Raw genomic sequence first — 18,768 nt, forward strand, 5'->3', positions numbered from 1 at the left:
TTATCAGTCCGCCAAGGACTGCATTATCCTTAGAAAGGAGGTGATCCAGCCGCACCTTCCGATACGGCTACCTTGTTACGACTTCACCCCAATCATCTGTCCCACCTTAGGCGGCTGGCTCCTTGCGGTTACCCCACCGACTTCGGGTGTTACAAACTCTCGTGGTGTGACGGGCGGTGTGTACAAGGCCCGGGAACGTATTCACCGCGGCATGCTGATCCGCGATTACTAGCGATTCCGGCTTCATGTAGGCGAGTTGCAGCCTACAATCCGAACTGAGAATGGTTTTATGGGATTGGCTAAACCTCGCGGTCTTGCAGCCCTTTGTACCATCCATTGTAGCACGTGTGTAGCCCAGGTCATAAGGGGCATGATGATTTGACGTCATCCCCACCTTCCTCCGGTTTGTCACCGGCAGTCTCCTTAGAGTGCCCAACTGAATGCTGGCAACTAAGAACAAGGGTTGCGCTCGTTGCGGGACTTAACCCAACATCTCACGACACGAGCTGACGACAACCATGCACCACCTGTCACTCTGTCCCCCGAAGGGGAAAGTCCTATCTCTAGGAGTGTCAGAGGATGTCAAGACCTGGTAAGGTTCTTCGCGTTGCTTCGAATTAAACCACATGCTCCACCGCTTGTGCGGGCCCCCGTCAATTCCTTTGAGTTTCAGCCTTGCGGCCGTACTCCCCAGGCGGAGTGCTTAATGCGTTAGCTGCAGCACTAAAGGGCGGAAACCCTCTAACACTTAGCACTCATCGTTTACGGCGTGGACTACCAGGGTATCTAATCCTGTTTGCTCCCCACGCTTTCGCGCCTCAGCGTCAGTTACAGACCAGAAAGCCGCCTTCGCCACTGGTGTTCCTCCACATCTCTACGCATTTCACCGCTACACGTGGAATTCCGCTTTCCTCTTCTGTACTCAAGTCCCCCAGTTTCCAATGACCCTCCACGGTTGAGCCGTGGGCTTTCACATCAGACTTAAAGGACCGCCTGCGCGCGCTTTACGCCCAATAATTCCGGACAACGCTTGCCACCTACGTATTACCGCGGCTGCTGGCACGTAGTTAGCCGTGGCTTTCTGGTTAGGTACCGTCAAGGTACCGGCAGTTACTCCGGTACTTGTTCTTCCCTAACAACAGAGCTTTACGACCCGAAGGCCTTCATCGCTCACGCGGCGTTGCTCCGTCAGACTTTCGTCCATTGCGGAAGATTCCCTACTGCTGCCTCCCGTAGGAGTCTGGGCCGTGTCTCAGTCCCAGTGTGGCCGATCACCCTCTCAGGTCGGCTACGCATCGTCGCCTTGGTGAGCCGTTACCTCACCAACTAGCTAATGCGCCGCGGGCCCATCTGTAAGTGTCAGCGTAAACCGACTTTCAGCTTTTCCTCATGAGAGGAAAAGGATTATCCGGTATTAGCTCCGGTTTCCCGAAGTTATCCCAGTCTTACAGGCAGGTTGCCCACGTGTTACTCACCCGTCCGCCGCTAATCAAAAGGTGCAAGCACCTTAAGATTCGCTCGACTTGCATGTATTAGGCACGCCGCCAGCGTTCGTCCTGAGCCAGGATCAAACTCTCCAAGAAAGTTGATTTAGCTCATTTGTTACGTTGGCTTAGCTTTTATAAAAAGCTAAAAAATTTTTTGTTGACGTTCTTGTTTGTTTAGTTTTCAAAGAACAAATTCATCGTGTCGCCCAAAAGCGACTTTATTAATATACCATCACTACATCGCAAAGTCAATAACTTTTTTTAAGTTATTATTTTACGTCAGCAGCGACGTTTATTAATATACCAACATATTATTTAAAAGTCAACAAAATATATTAAATTAGTTTCATACTTTTTTAAAAAGGTTATTATCCTTTCTTCCTGCTCTTATTATCCCTTCTCATGTACTTTAAACATTCATTTGGTGAGGCTACTCTTTTAAAAAGCGTAAATAAAATTTTATACCGCTCTTCCATTGCACGCTTTACTATATGGTCAATACGATCATCTTTTAAATCAAATAATATCTCATCCATCTCACGCTTTATCAGATATTCCATTTCTTTTACTTCTTTTTGATTAATGAGAAACCCAAACATTGAATCACCCTTTATGATTTATGTAGTTATAGTAGTCTGTTCCAAATTAGGAAAATTTATAATTATTTTTTCTTAATCATATTAATTTAAAAATACGCATAGGTATGAGACAAGGATTGCAATGGACGAGGTGGTATATATGAATTTCTTTTTTGTGTTAAATGGCAGATCTGTAAAACAAATTCTTCTAGTAGTAATTGCTGCTTTTTTCACCGCATTGTTTTTATTTATGGGTAATCTCTCTTTATCTCCTGTTTTTTCAACAAAGGACGGTCCTAAGGCCGTCTATCGAGGGGAAAAGGATATAGCTCTTACCTTTAATATTGGCTGGGGCGATGAAAAAGCAGAACCCATCTTGGATGCACTTAAGAAAGAAAATGTAAAAGCGGCCACCTTCTTTTTAGCTGGTTCGTGGGCTGAGCGGCACCCTGATATTGTCAGCCGGATTGTCAAAGAAGGATATGAAATTGGTATTCTTGGTTATGCCTATGAGGATTATTCAGAATTGGAAGAAGGTAAGATTGGAAAAGATATTTCAAAAGCAAAGGAAGCCTTCAGAAAGTTAAATATTAAAGACATCAAGCTTCTCCGGGCTCCTACTGGTCATTTTGATCAACGTTCCTTAAAAGTAGCGGAACGATATGGGTACACGATGGTTCATTGGAGTGTAGATTCTAAGGATTGGACCAACCCAGGAGTAAAAATAATTCAAGAAAATGTTAAGAAGGCTGATAAAGGAGATATCATTCTTCTCCACGCCTCAGATTCTGCTAAACAGACTGCAGATGCTTTACCTGGAATTATCCAGGAATTACAGGGAAAAGGCTTGAAGCTAGTAACGGTCTCACAGCTTATTGCTAATGGAGTCGTTGAGTCAAAGGAAATCAAATAGGAATAAAAAAAAGTCCGCCTAACTTCATAAAGGGTTCGTTTAGAAGTGCTTTTCTAAAAATACGTCCGAAATGACAGTCATTTTGGCGTCGTTATTGTTATAAAAAAAGTAAAACTCGCCATTGGCGAGTTTCTTTATTAGGAATACAAAAACCTTATTTTTATAAAACCTCACCGTAATGCATCAAAATGGGTGTTTACTTGGATTTTCCTTATTCGAGTAACCAGCAAAAGTAAAATAAGCGGAGATTTTCCGTCTATGCAAAGAAAAATCTCCCATTTTCCAATTTTTCGAGCCAATAGGCGGAATCTCTCCGTTTATTTAAGCATTTTTTTAAAATAATTACTAATTAGGCGGAATTTTTCCGTCTATTTATCAGCTCAGGTGCTTAATCTAACCTGATCCCCCAACCGATAAGTGCGGACTCTCTTCATTCATAAGTCAATTCTTGTGACTTTTAATTAAGAAAGCACCCGAAAACGAAAGCCTTTACTAACTTCATTGGACGGTTTTTTTACTTAGTTTTTTTGGGGATTTTGTTATTTTATTAGTAGAAGATTGCTTACTTTCTCTATGCTGCTGTGATTGCATATTTAGTTTATGAAGAATTAATATTTGATAAGCATTACAAGCTAGCAAGGAAAACAACATGAGATAAATCCAGCTTGAGTCATTTACACGTAACACCGGGAACCATTCTATAACGGTAACCACAATCATAAAAAAGAGTGCTGGGATAAACGCTTCTCGATTTGTTTGTTTCGCTTTGTACCAGGCCGTTACCAATGCAGGAATTAACAACAAGGCTGCCAGTCCGATATAAGGTAGAAGGCTGTCCCCTGATTTCGCAAAGGTCTCATAACGTAAATACACAAGGTCAAATAACACGAATAGAATTAAAACTGCTTGAACTCCATTCCAAAGTGAAACGGATTTAAAGATACCTAAGCCAAAGCGATGAACTGTTAGATAGGCAAAGAAGCCCATTTGACTAACAACACTATAAAGAATGCCCCATAATATAAACCAAAATAAGGCGGATATTATATTGATAACTCGAAAATCAGCAAAATAGTGCACATAATCATTCCAATTGATAATAAAACCTACAATTGCTGATGTAATTCCGCCAATTAATAGCGTAGTCATAAACAGCCTAACCCAAATACGACTCGTCACACAATTATCCTCCAATAACAAAAAATAAATACCATTCTGATTGTACCAATCCAATAATAAAAAATCCATCTTTTCCATTTCTGTACGCATAATCTAAGGTGCTTTTCTTCATCCTAAAAATTAAGGACTATTATGTGAAAGGAGCTTTTTAGATGAAAGGAAATAAGCTGATACTCCCCTTGCTGGTCACTATGCTTCTGTCTAGTTGTGCCTCTCCTGAAGCTGGCGGCGGAGAACAAATAGATTATGAAGAAACAAAGAAAATGGTTGTTGATATACTCAAAACAGATGATGGCAAGAAAGCCCTTCAAGAGGTAATGTCTGATGAAAAAATGAAAGAAACCCTAGTAATGGACCAAAAAGTGGTGTCTGATACCATTCAACAAACCCTAACCTCTGAAGCTGCGACAGAAATTTGGAAGAAAACCTTTAGTGATGCTAAATTTGCTGAAGGCGTAGCAAAAAACATGCGAACCGAGAATGAGCAGCTATTAAAGGATTTAATGAAGGACCCTGAGTATCGAGCCATGATGATTGAGGTTTTTAAAGAACCTGAAATTCAAAAAGAAATGGCAGACGCGCTAAAAAGCAAAGAGTATCGAGAACATCTTCAAACCGTCATTTCTGAAACACTTGAAAGCCCTCTTTATAAAGTAAAAATGCAGGAATTACTCTTAAAAGCAGCGGAAGAAACACAGCAAGCAGCAGAGAAAAAATAGCTCGTAGTGCAAAATAAAGAAATGCCTCTTCCGACTTATTGGAAGAGGCATTTCTTTTCATTTACCTTTTCAAACGGCTTGTCATTTTTTCTGCAATTTCTAAATAAATTTTTCCTAATTTATGGTCTTCTTGATAGATTGATGGTGCAAAATCATCATCATTCCAATCAGGCTGATTGAGCGGCAGGCGCCCAAGTACTTCTGTGTTCAGGTCTTCGGCTAATTTGTCACCGCCGCCTTTACCGAATACATATTCTTTTTCACCTGTTAACGTACTTTCAAAGTATGCCATATTCTCAATAACACCTAGAATTTCATGATCGGTGCGTAATGCCATAGCCCCAGCACGCGCTGCTACAAAAGCTGCCGTTGGATGTGGAGTGGTTACGATTACTTCTTTACAAGCAGGCAGCATGGTATGAACATCTAATGCGACATCTCCTGTTCCAGGAGGCAGGTCTAACAGTAAATACTCAATTTCTCCCCATTCTACTTCATTAAAAAAGCTATTTAGCATTTTTCCTAACATCGGACCACGCCAGATAATAGGAGAATTATCTTCTACAAAGAAGCCCATTGAAATGACTTTCACTCCAAAGCGCTCAACAGGTAATATTTTTTCGCCTCTTACAACTGGTCTTTTAGTAATTCCCATCATATCGGGAACACTAAATCCATAAATATCCGCATCAATTAATCCGACTTTTTTACCTAGTCGTGCGAGTGCCACAGCAAGGTTAACAGATACAGTTGATTTACCAACTCCGCCTTTACCACTTGCAATTGCTATAAAAGTTGTTTTATTAGAAGAAAGCAATCCCTCGCCTTCAGATTCGCCTGCTGCAGAACGATGTTCCGCTAATACCTCTTCTGGCAGCTCACTAAAACGGATTCCAACTGTTTGGGCACCTGCTTCTTTTAGCAAATTAACCACTTGGGTTTGAAGCTGCAGTTGTTCAGCAGTACCGGTTTTTGCAATCTGCAGTTTTACGCTAACATGGCTTTTCTCTTCTTTAATTTTTATTTCTTCAATCGCATTTAATTCAGCTAAGGTTTTATGTAAAAATGGTTCTTTTAAGCTTCCTAGTACTTCAAGTACTTTTAACTCTGTTAACATGTAAACAAACACCTCACCTAATGAATTCGTTTCCAGTTTTCAGTATACCATATTCTTTTCAAGAATCAGTTAAATGAATCACACCCATTATTGTTTCAAAAAAAAGAAGGTGATTAAACACCTTTATTCATCTTCGATTTTTAATTCTTTTTCATTAGTAAAATAACGAAGGACACCTTGATAGATGGACGCTGCTACCTTCTCCTGATAGGCCTCTTTTTTTAATTGCTCTCTTTCAGTTGGATTCGAGAGGAAGCCTACCTCTACTAACACTCCAGGCTTTTTAGCATTTTTTAAAATATAAACGGAATTAATTGGTTTTGCTTTTCTCGTCGTATTTTCTAAATTAACAATCAGCTCATCTTGAATGAATTTCGCTGCTTTGGCATTTTCCTTGAAATGAGACGCATAAAATGTTTGGGCTCCACTCCATCTTGCTGACGGAATGGCATTTAAATGAATACTGACAAAAAGATCATTATCAGAGTTGTTTATCATTTTTAAACGCTTTTTCAAATCTTCCACTTTTCTTCTACTATATCCTTTTGTATCTTTATCTGCTAAATCTTTATCTGTTTCACGGGTCATAACCACTAAGGCTCCCTGTTCCTGCAAATAGTCTCTGACTTTTAATGAAATATCCAAGGCAATGTCTTTTTCTAACGCTTTGGAATTTCCTGCTCCACCATCTGGACCGCCATGTCCTGGGTCAAGTAAGATGATTTTGCCGGATAGTGGAAGACTCCAGGAGTCGCCCCACGTATTTTCCTTTACAAAATCATATTGTAAAATCAGAAATAAAAGAAGTAAGCCAACAGAAAAACCAATGACCTTTAATTTTTTCTTTGACACCCAAATCATTCCTTCCCGCTCGTCCCTATTCACTTAACTATATGGGACAAGGGACTCGTTTAGAACAGGAAGAAATGTAAAGCACCAGGATAATCGTTCATCCTGGTGCTATGTTAAGTCATTTTATTAATGTAATCGCAGTTTGCGGCGTCTTTGAGCTTTTTCGTACCCTTCTTTCCACCACACATCAATATAACCCTCACAGGAGTAATATAGCGTTTCGCTCATGGTTCCTTCTTCACCATTTCCCCAATAAAGGAGGAAATTGTAGAGTGTATCAATTAAATGCTTCTCTTCTCTATAACAACGTTTTCGCACATCATCTATATTTTCACCATAATACCCAAATTTGCTAAATTTAGCACCTAATAGGTAGGCTTCTAATGCTACATCATAACACGCTTCTTCAATACCTGTATTCATGATAAAACTTGAAGCAATTTTGGATGAACCAAAATATTGCTGCACCCGTTCTTTTAACATTTTTACAGACAAGTCCTTTAGAACGGATCGCTCGTATTTGATTTGTTTATCGCGACGCTTTTCTTTAAAGGTAGTAATGACAGTCACTCGCTTTTCACCTCTTAGGACTATTCTTCATCCCATTGGCATAAGAAATTCAAATTCAAAAGCGTTTTCGATTGCCAATTTTTATCGTATCGGGTCTTCTTTATTCCAAATTAATGAGAATGTGCTTCCTCTGCTTCGACTTTCGGTTAAAATTAAATCTCCATGTGCCTGTGCTGCTCGTTGTGTCATCATTCGCAAGTGTCGTGGTTGCATAACCTCCCAGTAATAAAACACCTGCAACCGTTAACCCTAATACTAACTTATTCATTTATATTACCTCCTGACATTATTAGGCTCTAGTACTAGCTGAACCTTGTACTATTACTTTAACGCCCAAATAAGTCAGGATAATTTCAAAAAGAACTATTTTTCTTAAAATACAAAAGACCCCCAACCAAAAATGGTCGGGAGTTCTTTAATATTAACGCTTTAAAAACTGTGGGAAACGAATAGAAACTTTAAAACTGTATTTTTTCCCGTGTTTAGGAAGGGTAAAACCTGTAAAACCATAAATTAATGTTAGCAATGGTGAAAATAAGCAAAATAATGCAAACGGAAAGTAATCAGCTACAGGCACCCCGAGGACTGAAGCCAGAAACACCCCACAGACACTCCATGGGACGAGAGGATTGACGACCGTTCCGGCATCCTCGAGCACCCTTGAAAGATGCTTCGGTTCTAAGCCAGCCTTTTTGAAATGTTCTTTAAAAGCATTTCCAGGTAACAGGATTGATAAATATTGCTCCCCAATAATAAAATTAACAGCTACCGCAAGTCCAGCAGTTGTACTAATTAAAAGGGAAACACGGGTTAATACAACTTGTAAAAGCGATATAAGCGCCGGAATAATGCCCAGTCTGAAGAGAAGTCCTCCCATGCTTAGTGCCAGCAAAATTACTGATATGCTGAACATCATACTCTCCATTCCGCCCCTTGTCAGCATTGAATCGACTTCTTGGACTCCACTTGCAGATTTGTAACCGGAATAGAGTAAATCAAACAATCCTTTGCTGTCAATTCCTCCATTCATCCAAACAGAAATTAAAAGAGCGGAAAGAATGCCAGCGGAAAGCGTCGCGATAGCAGGAACTTTTTTGGCAGCCAGTATAGTTAGGATAATAAAGGGCAGAAGTGAGTACCAGTGTACAAGGTTTAGAGTGATTAATTCCCCTTTAAGGATTCCCATTTGTTTAATGTTTTGTTCTGTTTCCGTTGGAGAAATCACTACATAAACAATTAGCGAAAAAATAAAGGCTGGGATTGTGGTCCATAACATATTTTTTATATGGTCAAATAAATCTACACCTGCAATGCTCGCAGCAAGGTTTGTCGTATCAGATAAAGGCGACATTTTATCCCCAAAGAACGCTCCAGAAACGACTGCCCCCGCAGTAATTACTGGGGAAATGCCCAGTGCGGTACTTGCTCCAACAAAGGCTACTCCTAATGTTGCAGCTGTTGTTAAGGAACTTCCTATACTAACGCCGATAATAGAAGTTACTACAAAAACTATAGCATAGTAAAATTTCCCCGAGACTAAATCGACAGCTAAATAAATAAACGTCGGAATTGTACCACTTGCCATCCAGCTGCTGATTAACATCCCTATAAAAAAGAAAATCATAATCGAGGCTATTCCAGATTTTGCTCCAATTGCCATAGCTGCTTCGAGCTCAAGAAAGTTCACTTTCTTTACCACACCATATATAAGCAACAGGGCGATCCCTGCGATTATTGCAATTTGTGGAACTACTTTAATGCCGATAATTAGATAACCGATAATCCCCATTAAGAGTACAGCAATAAATGCCGCTTCGACTGGTCGAATGACCAGAACCTTTTGTTGTTGCTCCATAAAAATCTCCCCCTAAGAAGTTAGAAATAAGCGCAAAAAAGCCCCTTCGGCTATAGGGACGAAGGAACTTCGCGGTACCACCCTAGTTGGCAGGAATTGCTCCCGCCCTCTTTAAAAAATTTGCCCGTCCAAGGCAGCTGTATTTCAAATTTATCATTGCCCGAATTTTCACCTTCATCCGGTCTCTTTTTGCTGCTAATGATAATTCTACTATAACTGCAGGCACTTATTTACTTTTGCACTAAAACGCTTTTAAGCACTAAAGTATTATATTTAAATAATAATATACATTGCTCTTTTCTTTCTGTCTATAAAAATTTTTCATGCTACAGCTATCTTCTGTGTAAAAACGCATATTTACATAAAAAAGACCCCCAATCAAATTGATTGAGAGTCTTTGAAAGTAGACTACCTCTAGCCTCAAGAACCTTTCTTACCGAAAATGGAGAAAATCCACTCCCATTTATCTTTAGGTTTTTGAATAGCTTTCTCTAAACGTTTATTAAAGTCATTTTGTGAAAGCCACTCTTTTTTCATTTCTTCCCGAAGATTTTGTAATTCTTTTTGTAAGTATTCGCTCTTTTGTTTTTCCTGTTCTAGCAATGTTTCGTAATGAATCTTTTCTTGTTCAGATAATTTATCTATCCTAGTTTGAGTTTTTTGTGCTGAATTTGAAATATTAGCACTTAAATCATGATGATCCTGCTTTAGTCTCGAAACGGTAGTTTTAAGATCTGTCATATCGTTTATCACTTGGACATTCATTTCACGTGTGGCAGCAAGTTCATTGGCTAAATAGGATAATATTTCTTTTAATTGATTGGGGTCTTGAGGTAAATTCTCATATGTATCGGCTACCGCTATCTCTGTTTCACTAAATCCTTCTAATCTTTCTTTTTGTTTCCGGGCGATTTCTTTAGCCGTATCGTCTAGGGGCTTGTCTGTATCGCGTAACGCTAAAAGCGCTTCAATGTCGGATTGAACAAAAATCCGACGATCTCCTTCTTTTAAAAACACATAGCCATTCCGCTCTAGGATTTGGCCATACTTCCGAACAGTAGGTGTTGCAATCCCGGCTTCCTCAGCCACTTCCTTGGAAGAGAAAGAGCGTTCATACGGTTGAATATCATTTCGCATTTCAAACCACCTTTTTTATAGTAAATAATGAAGGTTTATAGATAAATTTGCAAGAGCCATATCACCTAGCGATACGATAAAGAAGAGACGGTAATCGGATTATTAATATAGAATGACTTATGGTTGTGTTAGGATCTCTATCCTATCAATACAGTAACGTCACTATCAATACTATCTTAAGGCTGGACCGTATCGCGTGACGATATAATGGTTTTGTTATTTTTTATGTACTCAAATCGACTAGCGATACATAAAAAAAGAGACGGTAATCCTATTTAAATAACATTTAGATTGACATTATGATTGTATTAGGGTCTCTATCCTATCAATACAGTAACGTCACTATCAATACTATCTTAAGGCTGGACCGTATCGCGTGACGATATAATGGTTTTTGTTATTTTTTATGTACTCAAATCGACTAGCGATACGATTGTATAATATGAATAGTACCGTAATATATTTATCTGTGAATTTTCAGCTAAAAAAAGACTTTTATTTCCCTGAGAATACAAACTTCGACTTGTTAACTGATTTTTCTACTTTAACCAGTCGTTTAAAATTTACTTCACTCCTTGTTATATTAATTTCTTTGTCACCAACTCCAATTTTTCGTAAAATGGCTTATTGTTCGCACTCTTCTCTAGCTTTGCGCAGTCCATCGATATAACATTATCTAAAGTGATTTGTCATGTAAGAGTGAATTTTGATAAACATCCATCCTATCATTCGCTGCTACTTTCATAACCAAAAATATAAACAAAATTCTTTTATTATTTATCATTAATTTTAGATACTTGTCCAAGCAATTTTCCTTTAACTTCATATTTTATTATAAGTATGTGATAGATTCTCTTGAATCTATGATTATTATTTTAGACTTAAATAGTGAACAAAAAGGGGAGATTAAGAAATGACAGATAGTAATTTCAATGTAGATAATGAGATTCATGATTTAAACGGAACAAACGGTGATAAAGTATTTTCTGAACTTGAGGCACTTACGATTCGTATAAATGAGTTAGCGGCTTACATGTTAAAACGAGAAATCTATTTAAAAGAAGAATTGGCAACTAAAAAGGAAGATATAGCTTCAATTACCGCAAGCCTTGAAAACCGCAATAAAAAAATAGCAGAACTTCAAAATCAAATAGACGAATTGAAAGCTACCAATGAAAAAAACCAATCATTGATTGGGGGGTTAAGCAGTCTTGTAGCTGATCAAGAAATGCAGCTGCAAAATCTAACAGAAGTAATTGGCACCAAGGAACAAATCATTACGTCATTTACTGTGAGTCTAAAAAACAGCAAAAAGGAAATCGCAGAACTTCAAAAAAAAGTTGACGAGTTGAATGCAACCAATGAGAATCAAACAACATTGATTGGAGAGTACAAAGAAAAACTTGATTTGTTAAACGGGGAATTATCACTATTAACCAGCCAACAAAATGAATCACAAGCTGAAGATGGTTCGGGGCTGAAAGCAGAGAAGGACACTACAGAAGAAAATTCGGTGCTAAAAGCAGAGCCGGAAGCTAATGTAGAAAGTTCGGGGCTGAAAGCAGAGACGAACGATAAAGAAAAAAATAAGATGTTGAAGACAGAGCGTAAAGCACAAAAGAAAATGCTTAAAAAATTGCTGAAAGAGAACCCAAAGGCGAATGAAAAGATTTTAGCAGAATTACTAGGGGTAGACAGTTCCTATATAATTGTACTTCGAAAAGAATTTGATATTTAACTGATTGAATAAAGGGCCTTCTAAAGCCCTTTTTTTATTCCCGATCAACCCTTACACAGGTTTTGTTATTTCACTTCATGACCGTCCGATTTCCGTATATTATAATTCAACAAAAATAGTTTATTATTTCCCTGAAAATACAAACTTCGACTTTTCCAGTCAGGTTTCTACTTTAATCAATACATTTTACTGTAAAAAGAGACCTCCTAAAAAGAAGGCCTCTTCACACATATTAATATAATAAATATTTTCCACGAATCTCGTTGAATTCATCTAAGCTAGACTGCCATGCCGATTTCATTTCCTCAACAGTCTTGCCCGCTTCAATATCAGCGCGAATAGAGCCATTGCCGACAAGGTTATCAAAGAAGGAGATTCCCGCTGCACTTGGTGCTCTAAATTGGAAATCGTTTGGATACATATCGTGGATCGTTTTAACGATATACAAACCTGTTTCAAACGGCTTATATGCATTTCGGTCTGTAACATGAATTTGAATACCATGGCTTAAGACATTCGCATGTTTCGAGAAAGTTGGTATAAACGATGCGGCCCGGAAGGTGACACCAGGTAATTTGTATGAGTTTAACTTTGACGCCAAGTTGTCGCCATTAATAAAAGGTGCGCCAATCAATTCAAATGGCTTTGTTGTTCCTCTTCCTTCCGAAACATTTGTTCCTTCAATAAGGGCAGCCCCTGGATAGACAACTGCAGTTTCTAAAGTAGGCATGTTCGGTGACGGAAGGACCCATTCTGATGGCGTTTCATCGAAATACATGTTCCGCTTCCAGCCTTCCATTTCTACTACCGTTAAATCAGCGCCAATACCAAATTCACTATTAAACAGCTTTGCTAATTCCCCTACTGTCATCCCATGGCGGACAGGTATCGGATATTCACCGATGAATGAAGAGTATTTATCCTCAAGTACAGGTCCTTCCACTTTTGTCCCGCTGATTGGATTCGGGCGGTCAAGAACAATAATAGGAATATTATTCTCCTTTGCCGCTTCCATAGCTAACGCCATCGTGTAAATGTACGTGTAAAAACGTGCTCCTACATCTTGTATATCAAATAACAATACATCGACATTGCTAAGCATTTCAGGTGTTGGCTTTTTTGTCTTTCCATATAAGCTGTAAACAGGAAGTCCTGTTTTTTCATCTGTATATTGTTCAACATACGCACCTGCCTGCGCACTTCCGCGGACACCATGCTCAGGACCGTAAAGAGCAGTCAGGTTCACATCGGGATTATTGTAGAGTAAATCTACGATGCTTGTAACGTTCTGATCGACTCCTGTTGGATTGGTAATCAACCCTACGCGTTTATCTTTAATCAAATCCATTTCATCCTGCAGCAAAACCTCGACACCCAAACGGAACTTTTTATTCTTTTTATCTTTATCGTTCTTGGCCATCGCTGCAGAAACTGTAGACAGTAGTAGAACGAGAACCAATAAACCAGTTAACCACTTTTTCAAAAAATGCCCCTCCTCTTTTGAACTATCTATAGTTATACCTTTAATACCCTAGCCCGTGATTATACCCATATAAAACACTGCCATCAAGATTGTAAATCGTAACTGGAAGTTTTCCAGTTGGATTTTTTTTACCAAAAATGGTGTTTGCAGCTGCTTCAAAGCTTGCTGGCTTGAAACCATATTGAACCAGGTAGGCATCTACATTTTTATAGGACATAATGTCATAAGGATTCCTAGCCCCAACCCCAATGACAGGTACACCGGTCTCGATAAGTTGTCTTGTCATCACCATTTGACTGGCATTTTGTGCTCTGCCACTAACACTAGAAGTGTAGGTACCTGCAATGATATATTTCGCTCCTTGTACTTGTGCTAACTGCGCTTCAGTAAGTTTATCAGAGGCATTGATATAAACGGCAGCAGGATGATGCTTTTTAACCTCATCTGCAAGCAAATTAATCGAGAATCCAGAACCTCCAACTACGACAATCTTATCTTCAGGAGAAACAGAAAGTGGGAGAACTGAATCATTTTTTACAAGAGTGATGGACTTTTCTGCTGCTTCTTTTTCAACTGCTTTATGTTCAGCTGAACCGACTACTCTAAGTGCATTCGCTACCTTTTCGTCGAGGTTCTTTTCCACTTCAGCCTTAACGATTCCTCTATTTAACTTTAGTGTTAAGATTCTTTCAACTGATTGCTCTAGTCTATCATCCGAAATATCGCCTGATGCAACAGCATCATAAATGCCATTTGCTACAGCTTCTATCCCAACCGGCATTAAGAGAATGTCTGCACCAGCTTTAACCGCACGTATTGCTGCATCAACAGGACCAAAATGATCTGCTATTGCACCCATATTCATGGCATCCGTAACGATAACTCCTTTAAAACCCATTTCTTCGCGCATTAGACCTGTTAATATCTTGTGGGAAAGCGTACCTGGAACAGAGACTTCTGTTCCATCCTTTTTAGAAATAGCTTTTGTATCATCAATTTTCGGGAACGTCACATGTGCTGACATTATCGCATCGATTCCTGCATCCATTGCCTGTTGGAAAGGATATAGTTCTACATTTTTCAAACGGTCAATATCATGAGGCACCGATGGAAGTCCTACATGGGAATCAACTGCAGTATCTCCATGACCTGGAAAATGCTTCGCAGTTGCCGCGGTCCCCGTTTCCTGAAGACCTTTAATATAGGCATTACCTAATTTTCCAACTAACTCAGGATTCTCACTAAATGAACGGACACCAATTACCGGATTATCTGGATTGTTGTTTACATCCAGCACAGGTCCAAAATTCATATTGATTCCAAGAGCGTTCAACTCTTGCCCAATCGCTTTTCCAACCTTTTCAGCCGTTTCTTCTGAGCGTGTGGCCCCAAGAGCCATATTTCCAGGCATATCGGTACCAGTCTGCAGACGTGTTACGATTCCACCCTCTTGGTCAATCGAAATTAACATTCCATACTTTTCCGCAGCGTCTTGATAGGCACTGACTAACTTTGTTGTTTGATCGGCTGTCACCGTATTTTCACGGAATAAAATCACACCGCCAAGATGATAATCTTTTACAAGCTTGGCAATTTCATCGTTGATTACTGTTACATTTTGACCCTTCCAGGTTCTGAAATCAGGCATAAGCATTTGTCCGACCTTTTCTTCCATGCTCATATGCTTGATAGCATTACCAATAAGGTCATAGCGTGCGCCTTCTTCTTTTTCAATAACCACTTTTTCTTGGTTTCCTTTGAATTGAATCGAAATTCTATCGCTATAACTACCATCGCTGACAGATATAAATGTCTTACCATTGTGACCAGATAACGTTACTTCTCCATCGTTAGATACAGATGCAACATTCTTATTGGAAGACTTCCAAGTTAAGTTCTCAGACGCCATCATAAAACGGCCATCCTCATAAACATGAAGGGCGTTTAAATTAAGCTTGTTATTTGTTACTTCTCGTGTGACTTGTGGAACATTGAGGTCTATCACTAAATCTTCAATATCCGAAGCAGCTGCTGCACCTGACAATGGAATTCCTGTTAACAATAGCGCAAATGCTAGAAACGAGGTGAATAATGTCTTTACTAATTTTCGCATGTTTCTCCTCCTCAAGTGATGCTTTATTTAATAATCCCTTAGTTCCCATTCATTTTTTGTAAAAGAGAGTAAATCTCCCGAATCGAGTTTTGGATTCTGAATATACCATCCGCGGGAATTTGTAGATCCATCCGTTTGATAGACAAATCGTATTTTCGCTACATCACTCGGTATAGCCAATTCTTTCTTTTCCCAGCCATTACTTGTGCCTGTCAATAAGGCAAGCTGCTGCCAGCTGCCATCTCTAAAAATCTCTACAGACCCACGATCCCAAACATTTTCAATCATATGCCAAGTGGAGAAAGTGAGTTTTGTATCCTTAGTTAAATCTAGATCACTTTCCATAATTCGATTAAGCTTATCGCCGTACCCTGCAAACCAAGCTTCACTCTTACCAGGAATTGAGACAGGAATTGAATCTGCTACATTTCTAGCAAATAAACGGCGGGTTTGGTTCATTGATCCCATATTTCTAGACGGATGGACACGGTTGGTCAGTAAAATCGCAACTGTTTTATTGTTCGGGCTTACTACAATAGAAGTCCCTGTATACCCCGTATGGCCAAAGGAGAATGTACCTTCTGATAAAGCGTCCATATACCAGCCCTGACCAAGCTCCCAGCCTAATCCATGGTCATTGCCAGGGAATGCAGCGTTCTGATTTTGCAGCAGTAATTGTACCGTTTCAGGTTTTAAGATTCTTTTGCTGCCATACTTACCTTCATTAATAAAAATATGGGCAAGTTTAGCTAAGTCATTTGCTGTTGAAAATACACCAGCATGCCCTGCCACTCCATCTAAAGACCACGCATTCTCATCATGCACCTCTCCCCACACGAGACCTCGGTTAGGTATAGTCTGGTATTCAGTTGCAGCAATGCGGTGTTTCAATGAAGCTGGGGATTGTACATCGTATCCTTCATCCCTAAAGGTTCTGTGATTTGCTCCCGGACGAATTCATCCTGGCGAGTACCAGACCAGTGCTCTACTAACATGCCTAACGTAATCATGTTTAAATCGCTGTATTCGTATGTCGCACCTGATGCATTTTTCAATGGCTGGTTTAGTACCAGCTTCAGCCTTTCTTCTCTTGAACTCCCCAGTGAATATAATGGTATCCAAGCAGTGAAACCAGATGTATGGGTTAGCAAATGACGAATCGTTACGTTTTCTTTCCCGTTAGCAGCAAATGCAGGGATATGTTTTGATACAGGGTCATCCAGGTTAAATAATCCTTTTTCAAAAAGAATCATCACAGCCGTAGCGGTAAAAATCTTGCTGATCGACGCTAAGTCAAAAATTGTATCATTTTCCATAGGAATAGGATTTTCCATTTCGGTAAACTTACCATCGATGTATTGAACTGAATAGCCATAAGCATCATTTTTAACAATTTTCCCAGCTCTCGCGACAAATGCCACAGCTCCAGGCATTAATTTTTGTGAAATGGCTTGTTTCATCATCTGATCGATTTGTTGGAGTGGAGCTTTCACCATCCCAGCTCCTCGTGTAGAGCTTGGATGAAGTACGCTTGAAACAGGAATGATAGTGGAATTCCATGTAAAGACAGGGTGTGGTTTCTTAGATGGGATAGTGAGTTTTTCTTTCTCTTCAATGGTTTGATTACTTGAAAGTTCATTATTGGCAAAAACAGTGGATGTTCCCAGCAGCATCGTACAAACGGCTGTTATCATAAATGTTTTTCTTTTCATGTGCCCTCCTTGAATGAATAGTAGGCGGGTTTCCCCTATGTATACGGAAATACCGGTAACGCTTACAGGATATAGTAAAAGCATATCGGTTATAGTACACAATCGTCCATACCACATAAGTCTCATAACAGACCGTTTTGCAGGTCATAAGGGGCAGGTCGTTAGCATTATTTTTTAAAATAAATCAAGGTATTTTGAAATTTCATTTCAGAAAACATTGGGGTTACATACAATTCTCTAAAAAGATACCTGTTTCAACCCGCTAAAGCAAGTTGTCTAAAACTATTGATTGGACAGGATAAATCTTCTTGTGATTTGTCCTTCATCCCTCCTCTTAAGGACAAATCCTCCGCTGGCTTCTTGAGATTTGTCCTTCACCCTTCCCCTTAATATGAAAAAAACTGGACAGAAAAAGACCCCCAACCAAATTGGTTGAGAGCCTTTGTAAGATTGAAAATTAACGCTTTGAGAACTGAGGAGCACGACGTGCACCTTTAAGTCCGTATTTCTTACGCTCTTTCATACGTGGGTCACGTGTTAATAGACCTGCACGCTTTAATGTTGGACGGTATTCAGGATCAGCTTGTAGTAATGCGCGAGCAATACCGTGGCGGATTGCGCCAGCTTGACCAGTGTATCCACCGCCGCTTACGTTTACAAGAACATCATAGCTGCCTTTTGTTTCAGTAGCTACTAATGGTTGGTTAACAACCATACGTAAAGCTTCAAATGGGATATACTCTTCGATGTCACGACCGTTAATTAGGATTTTACCTGTACCTGGAACTAAGCGCACACGTGCGACAGAGCTCTTACGACGACCAGTACCAATATATTGAACTTGTGCCAAGTTAATTCCCTCCCTCTTTATTAACCGCGAAGTTCGTAAACTTCAGGTTGTTGTGCTTGGTGCGGATGTTCGCTGCCAGCATATACGTGTAATTTTTTGAATGTTTGACGGCCAAGAGAATTCTTTGGAAGCATACCTTTAACAGCAAGCTCGATCATTTTCTCAGCATAGTTCGTACGCATTTCAAGAGCAGTTCTAGTTTTTAAACCACCTGGGTGCATAGTGTGACGGTAGTAGATCTTGTCAGTTAATTTCTTACCAGTTAATTCAACTTTAGAAGCGTTAAGAATGATAACATGATCACCAGTGTCAACATGTGGTGTAAAAGTTGGTTTATTTTTACCACGTAAGATTGCTGCTACTTCAGAAGCAAGACGTCCAAGAGTTTTGCCTTCAGCATCAATCACGTACCATTTACGCTCGATATTGTTGGCGTTAGCCATAAACGTTGTACGCATGAATTTC

16 protein-coding genes, 1 rRNA gene and 1 pseudogene are annotated in these 18,768 nt (G+C 39.5%); 3 read left to right on the forward strand and 15 right to left on the reverse strand.

Annotated features, from left to right (window positions below; all coding sequences use genetic code 11):
- Window positions 1–33 precede the first annotated feature (33 nt).
- A 16S ribosomal RNA gene (locus QFZ28_RS01325) occupies window positions 34–1,583 on the reverse strand.
- 272 nt (window positions 1,584–1,855) lie between these two features.
- Window positions 1,856–2,086, reverse strand: coding sequence for a hypothetical protein (locus QFZ28_RS01330; protein WP_307193033.1), 231 nt, complete (start codon window positions 2,084–2,086; stop codon window positions 1,856–1,858).
- Between the two features lie 139 nt (window positions 2,087–2,225).
- Between QFZ28_RS01330 and pdaB the strand changes: the two genes are divergently transcribed.
- Entirely contained in the window at window positions 2,226–2,978 is a 753-nt protein-coding gene (pdaB, locus tag QFZ28_RS01335; protein ID WP_307193034.1) for a polysaccharide deacetylase family sporulation protein PdaB, read from the forward strand.
- 498 nt (window positions 2,979–3,476) lie between these two features.
- On the opposite strand, the gene QFZ28_RS01340 is transcribed toward pdaB, so the two are convergent.
- Window positions 3,477–4,157, reverse strand: a complete 681-nt coding sequence (locus QFZ28_RS01340; RefSeq protein WP_307193035.1) for a KinB-signaling pathway activation protein — start codon at window positions 4,155–4,157, stop codon at window positions 3,477–3,479.
- Window positions 4,158–4,309: 152 nt separating this feature from the next.
- Here QFZ28_RS01340 and gerD point away from each other — a divergent pair, with 152 nt between their 5' ends.
- A complete protein-coding gene (gerD, locus tag QFZ28_RS01345; protein WP_307193036.1) occupies window positions 4,310–4,876 on the forward strand; it encodes a spore germination lipoprotein GerD in 567 nt (188 codons plus the stop codon).
- Between the two features lie 61 nt (window positions 4,877–4,937).
- Here the strand turns inward: gerD and QFZ28_RS01350 are convergent, their stop codons facing one another.
- The 6 genes from QFZ28_RS01350 to QFZ28_RS01375 all read right to left on the reverse strand — a co-directional run bounded on the left by QFZ28_RS01350 (window position 4,938) and on the right by QFZ28_RS01375 (window position 10,407).
- Window positions 4,938–5,993, reverse strand: coding sequence for an Mrp/NBP35 family ATP-binding protein (locus QFZ28_RS01350; RefSeq protein WP_307193037.1), 1,056 nt, complete (start codon window positions 5,991–5,993; stop codon window positions 4,938–4,940).
- 123 nt (window positions 5,994–6,116) lie between these two features.
- Window positions 6,117–6,845 carry an N-acetylmuramoyl-L-alanine amidase CwlD gene (gene cwlD, locus QFZ28_RS01355; protein WP_307193038.1) on the reverse strand — a complete coding sequence of 243 codons (729 nt, stop codon included), beginning with the start codon at window positions 6,843–6,845 and terminating at the stop codon, window positions 6,117–6,119.
- 126 nt (window positions 6,846–6,971) lie between these two features.
- The gene (locus tag QFZ28_RS01360) at window positions 6,972–7,415 is read right to left on the reverse strand and encodes a YbaK family protein (protein ID WP_307193039.1); all 444 of its coding nucleotides are present in this window, start codon (window positions 7,413–7,415) and stop codon (window positions 6,972–6,974) included.
- A 100-nt stretch (window positions 7,416–7,515) separates the two neighbouring features.
- On the reverse strand, window positions 7,516–7,683 hold the full coding sequence (locus QFZ28_RS01365; protein ID WP_307193040.1) for a hypothetical protein: 168 nt from the start codon (window positions 7,681–7,683) through the stop codon (window positions 7,516–7,518).
- 153 nt (window positions 7,684–7,836) lie between these two features.
- Window positions 7,837–9,270 carry a Na+/H+ antiporter NhaC gene (gene nhaC, locus QFZ28_RS01370; protein ID WP_307193041.1) on the reverse strand — a complete coding sequence of 478 codons (1,434 nt, stop codon included), beginning with the start codon at window positions 9,268–9,270 and terminating at the stop codon, window positions 7,837–7,839.
- A gap of 420 nt (window positions 9,271–9,690) precedes the next feature.
- Window positions 9,691–10,407: a hypothetical protein gene (locus tag QFZ28_RS01375; RefSeq protein WP_307193042.1), complete on the reverse strand. Its 717-nt coding sequence runs from the start codon at window positions 10,405–10,407 to the stop codon at window positions 9,691–9,693.
- A 913-nt stretch (window positions 10,408–11,320) separates the two neighbouring features.
- Here QFZ28_RS01375 and QFZ28_RS01380 point away from each other — a divergent pair.
- Entirely contained in the window at window positions 11,321–12,145 is an 825-nt protein-coding gene (locus QFZ28_RS01380) for a hypothetical protein (RefSeq protein ID WP_307193043.1), read from the forward strand.
- 232 nt (window positions 12,146–12,377) lie between these two features.
- On the opposite strand, the gene QFZ28_RS01385 is transcribed toward QFZ28_RS01380, so the two are convergent.
- The 6 genes and pseudogenes from QFZ28_RS01385 to rplM form a co-directional block, all read right to left on the reverse strand.
- Window positions 12,378–13,628, reverse strand: a complete 1,251-nt coding sequence (locus QFZ28_RS01385; RefSeq protein ID WP_307193044.1) for an exo-beta-N-acetylmuramidase NamZ family protein — start codon at window positions 13,626–13,628, stop codon at window positions 12,378–12,380.
- A 40-nt stretch (window positions 13,629–13,668) separates the two neighbouring features.
- Window positions 13,669–15,741 carry a glycoside hydrolase family 3 protein gene (locus QFZ28_RS01390; protein WP_307193045.1) on the reverse strand — a complete coding sequence of 691 codons (2,073 nt, stop codon included), beginning with the start codon at window positions 15,739–15,741 and terminating at the stop codon, window positions 13,669–13,671.
- 27 nt (window positions 15,742–15,768) lie between these two features.
- The gene (locus QFZ28_RS29645; RefSeq protein WP_373428105.1) at window positions 15,769–16,209 is read right to left on the reverse strand and encodes a hypothetical protein; all 441 of its coding nucleotides are present in this window, start codon (window positions 16,207–16,209) and stop codon (window positions 15,769–15,771) included.
- Window positions 16,210–16,239: 30 nt separating this feature from the next.
- A pseudogene (locus QFZ28_RS29650) lies at window positions 16,240–17,579 on the reverse strand (serine hydrolase domain-containing protein); the annotation flags it as partial.
- 331 nt (window positions 17,580–17,910) lie between these two features.
- Entirely contained in the window at window positions 17,911–18,303 is a 393-nt protein-coding gene (gene rpsI, locus QFZ28_RS01405; RefSeq protein ID WP_283863042.1) for a 30S ribosomal protein S9, read from the reverse strand.
- Between the two features lie 20 nt (window positions 18,304–18,323).
- A complete protein-coding gene (gene rplM, locus QFZ28_RS01410) occupies window positions 18,324–18,761 on the reverse strand; it encodes a 50S ribosomal protein L13 (protein ID WP_045516499.1) in 438 nt (145 codons plus the stop codon).
- Window positions 18,762–18,768: the final 7 nt, after the last annotated feature.

Source organism: Neobacillus niacini (assembly GCF_030817695.1).
Classification (GTDB): domain Bacteria; phylum Bacillota; class Bacilli; order Bacillales; family Cytobacillaceae; genus Neobacillus; species Neobacillus niacini_F.